Source organism: Pseudobutyrivibrio sp. OR37 (assembly GCF_900113655.1).
Lineage (GTDB): Bacteria > Bacillota > Clostridia > Lachnospirales > Lachnospiraceae > Pseudobutyrivibrio.
This window is the reverse complement of the sequence record NZ_FOQF01000007.1, coordinates 106,841-125,008: the sequence shown is the minus strand read 5'-3', so window position 1 is coordinate 125,008 and position 18,168 is coordinate 106,841. Positions and strand designations below refer to the sequence as shown.

General features: G+C 32.1%; 15 protein-coding genes. 14 read left to right on the top strand and 1 reads right to left on the bottom strand.

All coding sequences use genetic code 11. The annotated features are described in order from the left end of the window. Position 1 precedes the first annotated feature (1 nt). The 3 genes from BM097_RS05380 to BM097_RS05370 are packed head-to-tail and all read left to right on the top strand — an operon-like array spanning position 2 to position 5,069. A complete protein-coding gene (locus BM097_RS05380; protein WP_090546675.1) occupies positions 2-1,204 on the top strand; it encodes a restriction endonuclease subunit S in 1,203 nt (400 codons plus the stop codon). A gap of 21 nt (positions 1,205-1,225) precedes the next feature. Continuing rightward, the gene (locus tag BM097_RS05375; protein WP_090546673.1) at positions 1,226-4,171 is read left to right on the top strand and encodes a type I restriction endonuclease subunit R; all 2,946 of its coding nucleotides are present in this window, start codon (positions 1,226-1,228) and stop codon (positions 4,169-4,171) included. A gap of 16 nt (positions 4,172-4,187) precedes the next feature. Further along, positions 4,188-5,069 (top strand): FRG domain-containing protein, encoded by an 882-nt coding sequence (locus BM097_RS05370; RefSeq protein ID WP_090546670.1) that lies wholly within the window; start codon positions 4,188-4,190, stop codon positions 5,067-5,069. 28 nt (positions 5,070-5,097) lie between these two features. On the opposite strand, the gene BM097_RS05365 is transcribed toward BM097_RS05370, so the two are convergent. Then, positions 5,098-5,292 (bottom strand): helix-turn-helix domain-containing protein, encoded by a 195-nt coding sequence (locus tag BM097_RS05365; protein ID WP_090546667.1) that lies wholly within the window; start codon positions 5,290-5,292, stop codon positions 5,098-5,100. A 143-nt stretch (positions 5,293-5,435) separates the two neighbouring features. Between BM097_RS05365 and BM097_RS05360 the strand changes: the two genes are divergently transcribed. The 11 genes from BM097_RS05360 to BM097_RS05310 all read left to right on the top strand — a co-directional run bounded on the left by BM097_RS05360 (position 5,436) and on the right by BM097_RS05310 (position 18,048). After that, the gene (locus BM097_RS05360) at positions 5,436-5,618 is read left to right on the top strand and encodes a helix-turn-helix domain-containing protein (RefSeq protein WP_090546665.1); all 183 of its coding nucleotides are present in this window, start codon (positions 5,436-5,438) and stop codon (positions 5,616-5,618) included. Positions 5,619-5,632: 14 nt separating this feature from the next. Next, a complete protein-coding gene (locus BM097_RS05355; RefSeq protein ID WP_090546663.1) occupies positions 5,633-6,133 on the top strand; it encodes a hypothetical protein in 501 nt (166 codons plus the stop codon). Between the two features lie 28 nt (positions 6,134-6,161). Then, positions 6,162-6,791 carry a recombinase family protein gene (locus BM097_RS05350; protein ID WP_090546661.1) on the top strand — a complete coding sequence of 210 codons (630 nt, stop codon included), beginning with the start codon at positions 6,162-6,164 and terminating at the stop codon, positions 6,789-6,791. Between the two features lie 118 nt (positions 6,792-6,909). Continuing rightward, the gene (locus BM097_RS05345) at positions 6,910-7,938 is read left to right on the top strand and encodes a hypothetical protein (RefSeq protein WP_090546659.1); all 1,029 of its coding nucleotides are present in this window, start codon (positions 6,910-6,912) and stop codon (positions 7,936-7,938) included. Between the two features lie 74 nt (positions 7,939-8,012). Continuing rightward, positions 8,013-8,384 (top strand): DUF2493 domain-containing protein, encoded by a 372-nt coding sequence (locus BM097_RS05340; protein WP_177197378.1) that lies wholly within the window; start codon positions 8,013-8,015, stop codon positions 8,382-8,384. Positions 8,385-8,619: 235 nt separating this feature from the next. Beyond that, positions 8,620-9,969 (top strand): site-specific integrase, encoded by a 1,350-nt coding sequence (locus BM097_RS05335; RefSeq protein WP_090546654.1) that lies wholly within the window; start codon positions 8,620-8,622, stop codon positions 9,967-9,969. Next, a complete protein-coding gene (locus BM097_RS05330) occupies positions 9,962-12,397 on the top strand; it encodes a hypothetical protein (RefSeq protein ID WP_090546652.1) in 2,436 nt (811 codons plus the stop codon). Before BM097_RS05335 ends, BM097_RS05330 begins: the two co-directional genes overlap by 8 nt. A 3-nt stretch (positions 12,398-12,400) precedes the next feature. Next, a complete protein-coding gene (locus BM097_RS05325) occupies positions 12,401-14,125 on the top strand; it encodes a site-specific integrase (protein WP_090546650.1) in 1,725 nt (574 codons plus the stop codon). Then, positions 14,067-14,918 (top strand): hypothetical protein, encoded by an 852-nt coding sequence (locus tag BM097_RS05320; protein ID WP_090546648.1) that lies wholly within the window; start codon positions 14,067-14,069, stop codon positions 14,916-14,918. Before BM097_RS05325 ends, BM097_RS05320 begins: the two co-directional genes overlap by 59 nt. Then, on the top strand, positions 14,911-16,656 hold the full coding sequence (locus tag BM097_RS05315) for a hypothetical protein (protein WP_090546646.1): 1,746 nt from the start codon (positions 14,911-14,913) through the stop codon (positions 16,654-16,656). Before BM097_RS05320 ends, BM097_RS05315 begins: the two co-directional genes overlap by 8 nt. 3 nt (positions 16,657-16,659) lie before the next feature. Beyond that, the gene (locus BM097_RS05310) at positions 16,660-18,048 is read left to right on the top strand and encodes a Mu transposase domain-containing protein (RefSeq protein WP_090546644.1); all 1,389 of its coding nucleotides are present in this window, start codon (positions 16,660-16,662) and stop codon (positions 18,046-18,048) included. Positions 18,049-18,168: the final 120 nt, after the last annotated feature.

Sequence of the window (18,168 nt, the reverse complement as noted above, 5' to 3'; positions counted from 1 at the left end):
TATGTCTAATACACCTAAGATAAGATTCAAGGGGTATACTGCCCCTTGGGAACAGCGTAAGTTATCCGATGTGGCTGGAGTATATGATGGAGTTCATCAAACGCCAGACTATCAAGATGAGGGAATTATGTTTCTCTCTGTTGAAAATATAGCAACAATGACATCTGAAAAATACATCTCAGAAGAAGCCTACGAAAGGGATTATAAGGTACGTCCAGAAAAGGGCGATATTCTTATGACAAGAATAGGGGATGTTGGTACTCCTAATGTTGTAGAAACAAACGAAAAGCTTGCATATTACGTTAGTTTGGCATTATTAAAACCCAAGGGTATAGATTCATATTTTTTGAATAACGCAATTCAGTCATCTGCATTTCAACATGGGTTACGAGAGCGTACTTTGTTGACCGCAATACCTATGAAAATAAATAAGGATGAAATAGGAAAAGTAGACATTGCTTTTCCTACTGATGTGAATGAGCAACGTAAAATTGGAGAGAATTTTAAGCAACTCGATAACCTTATCACCCTTCATCAGCGTAAGTGTGATGACCTTGCAATTCTGAAGAAAGGAATGCTACAAAAAATGTTCCCTCGAAAAGGGCAAAAGGTTCCTGAAATTCGATTCAAAGGGTTTACTGGAGATTGGGAACAGCGTAAGTTAGGCGAGCTTCTTGAAAAATACGAAGATCCTGTAGATACACCAACCGGAGGATACGAACGAGTTGGAATTAGAAGTCACGCAAAAGGCACTTTTCATAGTTATGTTGAAGAAGGTAAAGCACTTGAAGCAGCTAAAATGTACCGTGTAGCAGCAGATAAATTTATCTTAAATATAACTTTTGCATGGGAGCATGCCGTAGCAATTACAGATGAAGGCGATGCTGGAAAGCTTGTTTCTCACAGGTTTCCACAGTTTTCATTTGATGAGAGATTAAAATCTCACTTTTTTAAATACTTAATGCTCGATAGAAAATTTCGGGAGTATTTAGAATTATGTTCTCCAGGTGGTGCTGGAAGAAATAGAGTTCTTAAAATCAGTGATATGCTGAAATATGAAATCAGACTTCCATCTGTTGAAGAGCAGACAAAAATTGGTGAATATTTTGATAACCTCGACAACCTTATCACCCTTCATCAGAATAAGTGTGATGAGCTTAAATTATTCAAAAAATATATGTTACAGAATATGTTTCCACAGTAGGAGAAAAAGGGGGTACAAAAAATGGCTGAATTAGAGCGAGTAATCGAGGAGAGACTAATTAATCAGTTATGTAATGGAAATTCACAGTGGACTTACCGCAATGATATTCGTTCCGAAGACCAATTATGGGCTAATTTTAAATATATTTTAGAGCAAAATAACAAGAATAAGTTAAATGAAGTTCCATTGACAGACGAAGAATTTGCAAAGATTAAAAATGACGTTTCTCACTCCTCGTTCTATGAGGCTGGTGAATGGCTTGTAGGGGAAAATGGAAAAGTTTATGTACATATCCAACGAGGTAGTGAGTTAATTCATCTCATGGTGCTCAACAATGAGCACATAGCCGGTGGAACTAGTGTATACGAAGTAATTAATCAATATCAGGCCTTTAAAGAGGACGATGATGAGCGTGCCAGAAGTCGTAGGTTTGATGTGACACTTCTCATAAATGGTATTCCTATGATTCATATTGAGCTTAAGAATAAGGATCACTCATATATTGACGGTTATAACCAAATTAAAAAATATATTGCTGAGGGTAAATTCAGAGGTCTTTTTTCAAATGTTCAGATGTTCGTAGTATCAAATGAAGTTGATACTAAATACTTTGCTCCAGCGAGAGATTCAGAATTAAAACAAAACTTTATGACTCGTTGGTTAGATCCTGAGAATAATCCGGTTAGTGATTATCTAGAGTTTGCAAGAGCAGTGCTAAGGATTCCAGAAGCACATGAAATGATTGCTAGATATACAGTACTTGACAGAGACAAGAAGCGTTTACAAATTTTGCGTCCATATCAGGTACATGCTATAGAAGCTATGCGTAATGCTTCAAGAAGAGGTGAATCAGGATTTATTTGGCATACGACAGGTTCTGGAAAAACAATGACATCGTATAAAGCAACTCGTAATTTGCTCATGGATATTCCAAGTATCGATTTGACTGTGTTTTTAATCGATAGAAAAGACTTGGACGAGCAGACAACAATGGCTTTTAAATCTTATTCATATAACGATTCTGTAGATGTTGAAGATACGGATTATACAACAACTTTGATAGATAAGATGGCTAGTGGGGAACGTTGTATGATAGTAACTACAGTTCAGAAAATGCAGCGATTGTTAAAAAAGACTGGCAGAAAAATAGACAAAATAAAACGCTTGAAGGTTGCTTTTGTGGTAGATGAATGTCATAGGGCTGTAACACCTCAAACGAAACGTGATTTAGAGAATTTTTTTGTTAATAGTCTTTGGTATGGATTTACGGGTACGCCTATATTTGAAGAGAATGGTAAAGGTGCAAAAGGAGATTTACCACAAACAACTGCACAAATGTATGGTGGAGCAGAAAACCCATTACATAGTTATACCATAAAAGAAGCTATTCATGATGGTGCCGTTTTAGGATTCTTTGTTGAAAATTTAGGTTCCAAAAATGGAAATAAGAATGCGTTAATTTATGAATCTGAAGTTCATATGAGAGCGGTAACTGAAGTTATTTTTAACAAGTGTGCAGAAAAACTCGGTTTTAAGAATGGAAAGGGGCAGACATATAGTGCGATACTTACCTGCAGCTCAATTCAGATGGCGCAGAAGTATTATGATTATTTTAAAAAGGTAAAGGAAGGAAAAGATGAATTAAAGATTTCTGAGGAAATAATCAAGCAAGTTCCAGATTTTCCAAGATTTGCTATAACATATTCAATCTCGGAGAATGGAGAAGCATCAAATGTTAACCAAGATAAAATGGCTGAGTCAATAAGAGACTATAATAAAATGTTTGGAACCCATTGTTCATTGGAGAATATAAGAGCTTACAATAGTAATCTCAATTCACGTTTAGCAAGAAAAGAAGCAAAGTACTTTGAGAGAAGCCAGCAGCTAGATATAGTTATTGTCGTTGACAGATTGTTAACAGGATTTGATGCTCCTTGCTTATCAACTTTGTTTATAGATAGACAACCTAGACCACCACATGAAATAATTCAGGCTTTTTCTAGAACGAATCGTTTATATGATAAGAATAAATTGTATGGGCAGATTGTGACTTTTCAGTCACCACTTGAATGGAAGGAAGCAATTGATGATGCTATAGCGCTTTATTCCAGAGGTGGTGAAGGAAATCCTATCGTTGAAGATTTTGATACCATATATCGTATATTCAAAATATGTTTGAAAGCACTTAAAGAACTTACACCTCAACCTAGCGATGTTCCAGGACTTTCAAAAAAACAGAAGAAAATGTATGTGAAGTTGTTTAGGGATTTAGATAAGTCGTATGCTCATTTAAGAGCCTTTTCAAATTATGAATCTTACATGATAGAGGAGCTAGGATTTTCACACGAGCAATACGAGGATTACGCGGCTCAGTATAAGAATGTACTAGCAGAGTTAAAGGAAGATAAGCCTGAGCCTGGAGAACCTCCAGTATTTGATGATTATGAGCTTGTATCACTAGTTAAAACGAGAGTGGACTATGAGTATATAGTTGAAATGCTAAGAGGCTTTATGGATACAATTAATCAGGATGAAGAAGATAGCGATGAAGTTCAGTTTAGTGTAGATATTGCTCAGATAAAACAGCTTATTATAGAATATTCTAATAATAATCCAAAACTTGGTAAGCTTATAGCAGATATTTTGGATGATATTATTAAACAGAAAGATAAGTATGTTGGTCAGGATATTTCAGTGATTATTAATGTGGCTAGATACGCTGCAATTGATGCAGAAATCAAGCGATTTGCGGATAAGTGGTACCTTGATTTTAATGAGGTTAAGTACGAAGCATATAATTATCATGATGGCAAGCTTCAGAATGAGACAAAGCTTAAGGAAAATGCTGATTATGCTAAGTATAAAGAAGAAACAGATGAGCCATTGGCCAAGTTTTTGTTTTATACGGAGTTAATTAAAGCTTTTAGAAATGATTTGATGGAGGAGATACTGCCATTATTTACTTAAATTAAAGGAGAATGCTATGGAAGGAAACACTATTCATTCTGTTTCAGATTATTTGTCTGTGGTTGATAGGCTCAAGAGACAGTATCCAAATAATCTGGTATCGAATAATCCAATATATCATCAATTCTTATTTAGAGGTCATAGTGATAAAAGATATAAATTATTACCTGGACTATTTAGAACTAATGGTGAACATAAGGAATACCTAACTTGGGGTACAGAACAGAATATTATAAATCAATTCATTCTAGAGGCGAGTGTTTATCTGAAAATACCCAAGGATGATTATGTTACTTGGTTAGAATATGCACAACATTATGGAGTGCCTACACGATTATTAGATTGGACTGAGAATCCGTTAGTCGCTCTATATTTTGCATGTAAAGATAAAAACGATAAAGACGGAGAAATATGGATTTTAAATAAAATTAATTACAATAGTTATATTAATAAGATAGATGATTCTATTTTTAAGATAAAACTAGTAAAGCGAGAGGCGGTTAATAGTCTTTTTAAAAATGAGTTCAAGCCTAAATATCCTTTTGTGTATTTGCCATATTATGTAGATAGTCGAATGAGTGCACAATCAAGTTTTTTTATGGCATGGGGAACGACAGAAACACCTTTAGAGGAAATGTTTTCTGAAGAAAAAAATCAAATGAAAATAATAAATGGAAACGTTGGTGATGATGGATTTAAATCATATGAATCAGCAAGACTAGATGAGTTTATCATGTCGACTATTATTCCAGCAGATAGGAAACAAGCAATATTACATGAATTAGATACGATTGGAATAAATGAAAAAACCTTATTTCCTGGAATTGATGGTATTGGTAGATATGTTGAAAGGCTATACAGGTTTGATTTTAATGAGTATCTACAGAATATGTTATAAGAAAAAAAGCATCCGATTAGGATGCTTTTTATTTATGCCTAATTATATCCTCGACGTTGCAATTAAGGATGTTACAGAGCTTATCTATAGTATTTAACTGAACATTGTGATTGTTTCTCAGACGCTGTAAAACAGCTTTATCAACATTATATTTATTAATTAAATCATATTGACTAATATCTTTTTCTTTAAGAGTTTTCCATAAAGGATCAAAAGTAATCATAATTGTCACCTCTATATAGAAGAATAAATGTAAAACAGGTAAAATAATATGGTGCACGTGCGCACCACAACGTATGTTCGTGCGACAACTCTGTCGCTACAAAATAAAAAGACACTATATTACAATATTTATGGAGGAATATCATGGAAAATCAGATAAAGAAATTGCGAAAAGACCGCGGAATCTCGCAACAAGAATGTGCTGATGCCATTGGTATTTCAGTGCGCACATTGCAAAGGTACGAAAAAGGTGAAACAGAAAATCTGACCATTTTTGTACAAATTGCAGATTATCTAAAGGTCGACATTAGTAAATTATTATGTTAAAGGGGGATTTGCAAATGAGTGACGAACAAGAGCTATTAGGGAAAAAGGTAAAAAATAAGCTTACTGGCCTTGAAGGTGTATGTGAGCATAAGCTGGTCTGGTTATTTGGGTGTACTCAGTATGCAGGAAATGTAACAAATAGTGATAAGCATAAGTATTTTATGGAAGAAGCACAATTATTTGATGTGCTTGAAACAATAATTGAGGTTGAAACCCCAATCCCACTGAGAAAACAAGAAGAATTCTTTGGAAAAAAATGTCGTGATAAAGTAAGTGGATTTGAAGGAATTTGTATCGGTAGGAGGATTGGTATATATGCGGTTGACCAATATTATCTGGAATCAGAGGTGAATGACAAGGGAGAAACTGTTACCATGTTTCTTGATGAGGGACGGTTAGTTGTAATCAACGAAGAAAGTATAGAACAAGAAGTGGTTTCTGATCGACCAGGAGGAGTTACTACAACATATAGAAATGAGGCATTATTAGAGAAGGTTATGAACGGAAGCTATTAGGCTTCCGTTCTTTTTTAGGGGGATGAGAATGGTATATGGTTATGCTAGGGTTAGCACAAAACTACAAAAGGATGATGGTAACAGCCTAGAGGCTCAAATAGCTGCTGTAAGAAGAGCTGGTGCTCAGGAAGTATATATTGAAACGTATACTGGAGCGCAGTTTAACAGGCCGCGTTTGGATGAACTGTTAAGTACTGTAAAGTCAGGTGACATGTTGATAGTAACAAAAATGGATAGATTATCTAGAACAGTGGGACAAGCTACAGAAACAATAACTGACCTGATTGAAAAGGGGGTAAGTATTAATATATTAAATTTAGGTATACTTGATAATTCATCCATGAGTGTATTAGTAAGAAATATTTTACTATCGTTTGCCCAATTTGAAAGAGATATGATTGTTGAAAGAACTCAAGAGGGAAGAGCCTTAGCAAGGTTGAAACCTGGATATAAAGAAGGTAGACCTAAGAAATTCAATGAAGAACAAAGAGATTTAGCAATATCTTTGTTAGAAAAATATTCATACAAAAAAGTTTCAAAAATGACAGGTATAAGCATCAGTTCGCTAACACGAATTAAACGAGAGTGGAGAAAGTCGATGAGTGAAAAAGAAAGAACAGAAACTATAATTAGAATGGAAGAAGTGATACTTAAATGATTAAAGGAATTGGCAAGAAATTTTTGAAACAGGAAGTGTTCTTGGAAGTAATTGTTAATTGATTTTCTTAGACATTAAGGGATATAAAATGGGCTGAGAAGGGAGATCTTGATAAAAAGTGGAAGTGAGCGAAAGTCAAAGCATAGTACGAACTGCTTATGAAAAAATGCTTTCATCAAAAAAGATTAGATATGATGTTGAGGTGGAAAGTGATATTAGAAATTTAAAAGGGATACTTGGTAAGTATAAAAAGAGAATGGTTCAACTTACAGGTGTACCATCTAAACAAGTGCCGAAAGAAAAGCTTCATAAAGCAAAACAAAATTACATTAATTATTATATTATTTCTAAAAGAAATCCAGAAATAATATCTGAATCTATTAAACTAATTATGGAGAATTTGTTAAGGACTATATGTTTGATAGAAGAAGATTTATTGGAGAATTATATTAAATCAAATACTTCAATAGAGCGTACTGAAATATATGATGCATTAGAAAAGGCAGAGAATTATGGACGAATTGAGTTTATGACATGTGAGGCAATTATTAGATATTACCTGAGAAACAGAGATAATGAAAGTTTAATAGGAGACACTACTATTCTATCGGTGTTTATAGATGAAACACTTAAAGTAGATGAAATTGGGAGTACAAAGGCAATATGTAACTTTTCATACATAATAGCTGAGGGAAATCTAAAAAAGAGTGCGCAGCTGAAAAAAACGAAAATAGTTGAATGTGGGGTTGCTCAAAGTAGTACAGTCAACAATATGGAATTAATTACATTAGAGGGAATTGCATATGTACTTAACAAACTTGCCTTTAAATATAATTATTATAATCAAGTCAAAATAATTATAGATAATGATCAAGCACTAAAAAAATGGAATAAGATTAAGGGTGAATATAAACTTGTAGATTCATTTGGAAAAGTTGATGTGATTTCAGTGAATAGAAAATACAACGCAGCGGCAGATTTATTATGTAGGAAAAACATAGTAATAAGTCTAAATCGAAAGGAATATGAACACCTGAAAAGCCTGAGGGAAAGTATCAATGATATGAATAATCGCCCAATATTAATGTCATTAAAGAGGCAGCCATTGAGGCATTCTTTATCAAAACTGGATTCACTAGGAATATAATAAATCCAGCCTGAGAAAAGAAAGACTAGCCTAAGGTTTGAAAATAGTTGAATATGAAGAGGAGATTAACGACGGTGCTATATAGAATAATCATTGCTGGAGGAAGAGATTTTAATAATAAAGTGTTATTTAGTGAGGAAGTTAATAAGATAGTTAAAGAATTAGGAATAGATAATATTGAAATAATTTCTGGCCATTCAAGTGGTGCGGATTCTTTGGCAGAACTATATGCAAAAAAACATAATATATCATTAAAAATATTTCCTGCAGAATGGAAAAAATATGGAAAAGCCGCAGGACCTATTAGAAATAAGCAGATGCTAGATTATAGTCTAGAGGAACAATCTGTGTTAATAGCATTTTGGAATGGAAGAAGTAAAGGTACAAGAAATATGATAGAGAGAGCAAAAAATGAAAAAACCGATATACGAATAATTCATTATTGAATACAAATTCTTAATTAATACAGTTATAAAAAGCAATCATTTGTGATTGCTTTTTTTATGATTAAATATATAGTCAAAACTTATGATTATAGAAGCATGGTTATTAGTTTAATTGTATGAGCAAAAATATATAGTCATAAGTTATAGTCAAAAATAAGATTGTCAAAAATAGTATTTAATGAATATACTGAAAATGCTAAAATTAAAAGAAAAAAGCAAAGGTGGCAAAAAGTAAATGAAAACAGGTGTTCTCAAAGGCGGTGATAAATATAAGGAACGAATTATAAAAAGATTCAGGTATGTTATTAAGGAATGCGATTATGTTATTGATGGAGAAGTATTCAAAAGACCAGTTATTGTGCTTATACATAAAGAAACAAAAATCCCTGTAGCTGTCACTGAATATGCTGATTACTTGTTATACAGAAAAAATATTGAAGAAGATGTAATAATTTGGGGGCATAGTAAAAAAGGCTGCTATGCTGTGACAAATATACTAAACTACGTAATTATTGAGAACTTCGATAAATATCATGTTGATGATCCGACCCAATTTACTAGAGAGATGATACAAGATTACCTTTTTTATTTTTGCCAAAAAAAAACAAAAGCAGGATTTTATCCAACAGAAGATTCTTGTAATGACGAACGTGATTCAATTGGTACCTTTTTTTATAACATGTGTATGGAACGAGAAAAAAATCCAGAATTGGTCCAAATGTGTCATTTAAAAAGTAAAGATCTGTTAAAAGTTGAAAAGTATACTGATGGCCAAAAAAGACGAGTTGAGAAAAGATGGTTATTTCAGCTCCGTTATATGAATAACCAAACAGGATATCAGCAATTATTTCGTGATATGCCTGAAGAAGTAGCACCTAGAATTATAGCAATGGCAGAGATATATGACCCAGAGCTAACATTCCCTTTAATTTTAGGTCTGTTTATGGGGATAAGAGAAGGAGAGATATGTAATGTTAGACGCCGTGATAGTATGTATGGACCTGGTATCTTAATTGACTATGATGGAAGAAATTGTCGTTCGTTTAAAATAGATTTAAGAAAGGAGTATCAATTAAGGTCAGACTATAAATCAGTGGGGCATATTAAGAGACATAATGAACGGTATGCTTTTCACAGGTATAACAATACAATTTATAAGTTTTATAAACGTCATTTACAGCTTATTAGTGACAAACCTAGAGAAGAATATGGTGCACTTTTTTTAAATAAAAATAAATGCCGTAAAAAACAATGTTACATGGCTATGACTAGTGATACATATCGAGAACGTTTGGAAAAACTAATGAGGAACCATGTAATTCCATCGTTTAAGAACGAAATAAATCCAGAATTACGAGCTTTCTATAACAATGTTAGTACTCATACATGGGGAGCACATGCATTGCGTCATTGGTTTACGGTAGAACTTGTATTAGAAGGGCTTGATGATGTTGAAATAATGGGATTAAGAGGAGATAAGATTGTAACATCGGCTCAAACTTATCTGAGAAATAAAGGGGCAATAAAAAGAAAATATCTAGAATCAGCCGAAACACTAGGAAGGATTATAAATAAAGTTGATTAAGGTTTGTGAAGCAGAAAAAAAATGGGCAGAAAAATCAAAAATTGTAACAAGAACAACACTAAATAAATTTATTATCGATGGTCTAATCCCAGGCAAGAAAATTGATGGAGAAAACTATATTGATTCTAGATATGTGGATAAAGCATTAAAAGAAATTGATAAATATATTAATATACAAGTTTACATTGATAAGTCATTTATGGAAGCTACTATGCAAGGAGAGCATAAGAGTAGTTTTACTCGTAATATTAAAAATCAAATTAAGGGAAAATTTACTCAAGAAAATAATAAATATATATTGCCTTTTGCGAAGCCTTTAATTTTGAAATCTGAGATTAGTGTATTAGATGATGCAATTAATAGAGAATTAGAAAAATATGAAATAGCTGACTATATTAGTGTCATAGAGCTTTCTCGCCAAGAGAAAATATCTAAGTATAAATTGTTGAGAATGGCAAAAGAGGGCTGTTTCAAGATAAGTATTATTAATAATCAGAATTATGTTGAACGAGAATCGTATAAAAACTATCTTGAGAGAAAAAATACTTATATTGGAATCTATGATTTATTATGTAGCGAAATAAACCTGAATAATACAGTTTTTAACATTGAGAATAGAGTAGATAGAGCTTGTCTAAATAATTTCCTACGTAGTAGTTCTATTTCTAAATATTTAATATCATGGGAAGCTTCGTGTCTTCATGAAGATCGTCGTAACTCGTATTACATATCAAAAAATATGTTAGATGAGTGTAAGAATGTGATACAAAGATATATTGATAATTACGGACTTGTGGATGAAAAGTGGGAATTATTAATGAAGTCTGAGTATTATGAAGCGAATCCAAAGACGAAAGAAATTATTGAGCAATATTTGAGCTTAAGACCTCGTAGTAGAGTATTGAGAATAGCTGATACAATTTCTAAAACAATTAATTGTGAAATTATTGATGCTAACAATAAAGATATAGATATACTTCTAGATTATTTGAAGGATAAATCAGGAGATTGGGGACGTAGTGTTGCAGAATTCTTGAGTTATATAAAGAGAAGATATGAGTGCAATTTTACTATTGATTTAAAACAGAATAGAGCGGTTACACAAAAAAACATAGAAACATCTCCTTACACAAGAGAACAGTATTTTGCTGGTGGTTACATGCTATTTAGTGATACCTATATCAGCGAAAATAAGATGATAGAAAAGGCGATAGAAAGTGAAAAGTTCGCAATTTTGTGGTTGCATTGCATTTGGTTATATATTGCAGCATGGAGGGAAGCAGATCTTGAACAGATACCTACAAATATGTTGAGAGGTAATATAAATGCAATAAGACAACGAATATTAGCCGGTAAATTTGGAGACGAAGCGGAAATACTTGCTCTTCAACTAGAAGAAAAAATCAATGGTGATTGTCTACTTCCTTTAAAAACACATACAAGGCAGAAAGACAAATATTTGGTTGTAATGATTCCTTGGACGCTGCAAAGGGTAGTTGGAACTTCATTTGCTATAGTATGTAGTCATCTTCAGGGAAGAAAAATACATAAACCTACAAAAGTAATTGATGATTATATAGCATTTTTTGGACCTGATTATACGAAGATATTTGGAACCAAACCAATTATGAATAGGAGAGCAAACAAATCATATGAAGATGTAATAGTTGAAAACACAGAACTAGCATCTGATTCTGCAAACAAGGTTATGGGGTATCAAGTTGGATCGTATATGCGGGCTCATGCCAGCTCATACTATGATTTACCTCCAATGACGTCACGATATTTAAGTCATAAACTAGATGGACTCAGTAGTGATGAAGTAATGCGTATGCTGATGGAGGCAGGAGTATGTTCTTTTATCCCTTATATGTTGTTGGGGACACTTTATGGCAAAGATTATATAAGGCTTCCAGTAAAATATCAGAATGAACTGATTGTAGAACTGAATAAAAGTCCATTAGTAATTAATAATATGATGAGTATGGTTGGGCAGAAATATTCAGAGGCTCAAATTATAGTCGATGAGATACTACAGAACGTTTCAAATGGGAATATTCAAAGGAACATTAATAGTATTCTAGAGCGGTTTATTAATCATACAGCAATTGGTCATGATTTAAACTGTCCATGTATAAATATGGCACAGCGAAAAAGTTGTGAATACAAAAATCGTTCGAATTGTATCGGATGCCCAAAATCGATTATGGAAAAGGGAATTTTATTTGTCTTAATTAGTAAAATAAAAAAGGCGAATAAAGCATATCTTCAAGCAAATACGGAGGGAGAAAAAAGAAAGGCTCAGATAATGTTAGAAAGCAATTTGCTACCAGCAGCTAGTGAGCTACTCTACGTATTAGAGAATATTTATAAAGTTAACGTTAAAAAGTATAGCAATGAAATAGCTAGGATTTTAGGCGAGGACTAATATATGTTGACAATGGAAGTACCTATATCAGAAACACTATCAAAGCGTATTCCAGTAACTGAGTTCACACCTCAGATGGAAGAATATGCTAGGAATAAATTTCAAAAATACAGAAGAGAAAATGTGTTTTTAAATGAAAATTATGATGATGATGAGTGGGTGGCGACAAATCAGGAGTCGGAATCATATATAAAATTTAAGCAAAATGAACTTGAAATACGTAAAATATGCAAGAACTATCCATATTTTATTAAGTGCTTAAAAATCTATGCTGGTATGAGACTGGGGGTAACACAGTTGAAAAATATTCAAGCATTAATAAGCGCTATAGTGAGAGAGTATAAGAATAGTTATGGATTTAAACAAATTACGGAAAGTTCAAACAAGCTAGCTCCAATGGTGATTATCTATGTAATCGAATTTGTTAAGTTATTTCATAACTATGAATCTATATATATTAAAAGTTTAGAAAAAATATGTATTTATAAGAATGAGATTGCGAGAGAACGCAGAAAGACTAATCAACCTATGGAAATGTGTGATTTTGAAACATATTTTAAATTCCATGAAATTATAAATACATTTTGGGCAACAGCGACTGAAAGAGAAAAAGATATATATTATCCTTTGTTCATATATTGGAACACAACGACGATAATTCCACAAAGACCAACGGAGTTCTCTATTGTTATCAAAGATTGTATCGAAGAATTAGATGGCAAATATTATATTATTGTTCGACGAACTAGGATGAAGGGAAGTTCAGTTTCTGTATTTACATACAAAAAGAGCAAAGACTATTATTTTGATAAATATGAAATAAATAAGTTTACTTATGATTTGATTAATGATTATCGAGAGCGAACCAAAGATTACGCGCATCCATATGATGAACTATTTTCGTTACAATTTCTGAAAGAAAAAAGTGGCAAAGTGAAAGGGAAAAAGTGTCAAAATACAAGTTTTGGAAATCGTAATATGAATAAACTTTTACATTCATTTTACGAAGAAATTATATGTGATAGATTGAATTATTCTGTAATTCCTCGTGGGAATAGAATAAGAACAGAAAATGGAAACGAAAGCGATTGCTACTTAATGTCTGATGAGATAATGCTTATACGCCTCAAAGATACAAGGCATCTTGCTATGACTAATCTGATTTTGAGGGGGTGTTCTCCAATGACAATAATGGAATTTGCGGGGCATGCAGATATGGCAATGTCTGCTAATTATTATAAAGCAATCAGTAAGGTAGTTAAATGTGCAACAAAATATTACTATGATAAATCTAAGAATAGAGCAAATTATTCACAAGCTGTAGATTTTGTAAAGCCATCTTTTGCGCTAATTACAGAGGAAAAGGACTATATAGAGGTGGATGAAGGATTATGTTATTCAAAAAAATTTATTAGTGGTGATGGTGGAGATTGTGTATCGGTTGATGGTGAATGTAGAAATTGTAAATATTGTAAGGTGAATGTAAATCTCAATGAAAATGAAAAAGATATTTCGAAAAAAGTAGATGATGAAATAGATTTTGTTATTAAATTATTGAAGAATGCAGAAACAGAGAACGAAATTATATCGATGCAGCAAAGAATGGCAGAATTACAAAGTGATATGAATAATCTGTCATTGGTTTGTTGGAAGAGATTGGTGAGGGAAGATGAAACAGAAATTTACGAAGAGCGAACTGATGAGTTTTATACAGAGGTATGTGGATGATTTTGATAACCCGGGGAAATTAGTAGTTACCAAAATAGCAGAGCACTGCCGTTTGAAATATGCGGATGCATATGGATTACAAGCATATGACTTTCGTAACAATAAAGAGATCAAAGACTTTATTGAAAGGTATAATGAAGAGCTCCGTACTCGATATATATCCGAAAATGGTGTAGAGGAGCATCTTTTGGAAAGTACATTAGATATCGAAACGATTATGCAAAGATGTAAAAATGGGAAGGACTTCAGAAAAGCATTGGTTGAGATTAGTGATGAACTTGAACGATTACGTGAAGCTAATAATATGTTAATCAAAGCAAATCAAAAACTATCTAATGAAGTAAAAACTGCAGAAACAGATATTGAGCTAAAAAAAGCGCACATTGACACTTTGGAATTTCAGAATAAAGAGATAAATAACGAATTAAAAGAACAAATAAAAGAAAATAATTCGCTTAAACGAATGGAAGGTAAATACCTGAAATATATAAATAATAATCTTTTATACGCAGCTATGTTGGATCATTTTGTTGAGATAGGCTTTTTGCAAACTGAACCAGATTATTCATGTTCAGAAGAAGCGAAAAAGTTAAAACTAGGTGTAGATGGAAATGCATATGAGAAAATGAAAGATTTCTTTTTGAACTATGATTCGATAGCAATTAAGGTTCTTGAAACACCGGACAGAATAGCAGAAGTTGAAGATAATATTGAAGAAGCAAATATAGAACCAGTCGAATTTAGAAAGAAATGGGCAGAAAAATTTGCAAATATTGGGGATTTAGATGATTAAGTATAATTATTTTAATGTGCTTATAAAAAAGATAGATATTGAAAAAATAAAGAGTAACTATTATACAAAGCATATAGGAAGCGATGTCTTTTCTTTTACAGATGAATTCACGAAGGTTGTTTTCGATAAATATGGTTCAAAGCAAATAACTTTTGAGGAGTTACAAGAGTTAGCAAGTGGACTTGGGTATGATTCTAGAGTAGATTATGTAAATCGAAGTCTTAAGCGGTATTATAGAGATATTAACCGAAAGGTTGAAAATATAATAAAAAAAGCAAGTGTCAATTCTGAACCCAAATATATAAATTTAGAGCAAGAAACTAGATGCATATTTCTTGATTTTGAATTAACTAATGTGGAGTATGAAACAATATATGAGAGTCACTATGTTGAGGGGTTGACTAAGAATGCGATTGCATTTAAAAATGCATTTTACAGTTATTTGGAACGAGAAATAAAGAATGGAAAATGTATTGAATTAGTGTTGTTTGAAGCTGGAATACCATTATCAATCCTTAAAAATACACATATATTTGATGATTACTACTTTAAAACTAGTAATCTTTCAAGCGAAGATTTTGTGGCGTATAGTGAGTTGAGAAAAAAAATAGAAGACATGGAGAGAGAACGTGACGATGCAATAGATTTGTTCATCGCAGGCCTAGAATATCCAAGATTTGATGAGGTATACAGTAAAGCAGAACAGATTCAAATGGGAAAGAATCAAATAGAAAAAGATATTGCATCATTAAAAAAAGAACTACAGGAGGGGGAAAAGAAACGGTCAGAACTTAATCATATTTCTGAAGTAAGAGCAGCAATATTTTTTGAAGTAAAATACCGAGAAGAGGAGTTAAAGGGAATTGAGCATGCTATCTTTACTCATAGAATTAGTTCGTTAATTGATAAAGAAATACTTGAAGAAATATCAAGAATAAACTCCTTAGAAGAACTTTCAAAATGGGAAGAAGAATATAGAGGCAGTTATTTACCAGCGTTCAATTATAACAGATTGTATCATGAAAAAGAATTAGAATTAAAAAGGTTGCAAAACATATTTTATATGAACTCTGATTTTAGCTATGCGCTATATGCATTAGAGGATTATTATAAAAAAAAATATCAAATAAACGACCGAAATCATGATAAAGTATATGATTTGCAAAATGAAATTATGAGAGCACTGGATGATATAAATGAATTAAGCTTAAAGGCGAAAAAAAAATCAATTGAGAATACATACAAATTATATTTTCATGAAAAGCTATCGTATGACGATATTAAGGAGAAATATTATACAAGGCCAGAAAGTAAGGAGCAGCATCCAAGGCACTCAGTAGAATCAATAAAGCAATACTGGAAGATGAGGGATTATAACGATATTGAGCCATACAAGGTTGTGATTGAAATGCTTGATTTAAAAAAGCATGAAATTACTGCAAGAACACGCAATCAAATTATAAAATCTCAAGTTCAGAGAGCATTAGAAGCTGATGCGTTTTTAGAATTGTATATAGATGAATCAGATGAAGAGACGCTTAATATGCTAAGAAATGAACCATGTATATCAAAGAAGAAGATACGTGTTAGTTGTCCATATTGCGGTGCTGTAAAATATCATAGAATAATTGATATTGTTAACAAACACCCTAAATGTGAAATCTGTAATGATGGTAATATAGAATATGACGAGATAGAATTACCAGATATTCCATATATTGTGGCAAAAAGAGGATAAAATATGAGTAAGCTAAATGCAAAGGCTTATAAAAAAATAATAGAATTAAATGACTCTGGAATTAACAGAAGTAAAATCGCTGAAATTGTCGGGACTACGTATCCTACGATACGAAAAACACTGAAAATGGCACAAAATCGAGAAACACAATTACTTGGTATGAGTGATGAAGATTTTATGATTGAACTGTTTGGTTTAAATGAATATACAGAAACTGGCAAGCGTCTTCCTGATAAGTCGGCGATAAGTTGTAAGCTTTTTTACGAACAAAAAAGCTTCAAAGAATGTTGGGAAGAATATGTTAAAGAGTGCATAAATGATGGGGTAGCGTATTATAAATATGCTTCTTTTTGCAAATATTTTAAAGACGTAAACGATATTAATAAGGCAGTTAATGGTCTTCCAGGTGAATCAGTATTGGTGTGTTGGTTGCCAGAAACAACAAAATTTGATGATGAAGAAAAAACTGATAGTATCTATTATTTTATAGCGTTCTTTCAATATTCTAAGTATTGTTATATTCAAGCATATGAAGACAATTCGGTATACTCGTTAATAAATGCTCTTAATGATTTGTTTACTTTTGTTGATGGCTTACCATGTAAAATAATAACTACAAAAAGCAATACTACAAATGATGTTATGTTTGAAAGAATGAGAGAATTCTACAGCTTAGAAGTATCGTATATATCATTATCAAAAATGAAAGGATTGCTACAGAGTGCAAATTTTATTGTAAAAAAGAATAATGATTTCTATCAAAATAATATAGCATTATATAATGAGCAATTACTTAAGAGTGTAAATGCGATTAAGGATATAAATAATGGACGCTCCCTATATGAAATTTTTGTTGAATATGAAAAAGATAGCTTAGCTAATTTGCCAAGTTATATGTTTGAAATATTTAAAATAAAAAAGATAAAAGTGGAATATGATAGTCATATAAATTTCGAAGACAACTATTATTCAGCTCCGTGGCAGTATATTGGTACTAAGTTGGAAATACATATATTTGAGGATAAAATTGACTTATTTAATGGTAGAATTTTTATAGCATCTCATTACAGAAGCGTTGGTAAAGGGAAATATATCACAGATGAAAGTCATCTACCAACAAACAACGATAAAATAAAAATAAATAGAAATTATTTCATTAATCAGGCAAAATTTATAGGTTCTTGTACAAGTATAATAATAGAAAATATTTTGGATAGACCTAAATATGAGCAACAAGCTTATCGTGAATGCATGTCTATAATAAATCTAGTTGATGGTACGGCAGAAACTAATAACAAAATCGAAGATGCAAGCTCATATATTTTAAGTAAAAATATAATCTCTTCATATAGGGCTATTAAAATAGCAATGAATCAATTAGACAAGGTATAGAAAGGGTACACAATGATGTGTATCCTTTTTTATTAATTACAAGTGAAAAGCAAAATAGAATATAGTGAAAAGCAAAGTAGAACATTATTACATTATTACTTTTAGTGAAAAGCAGAGTAG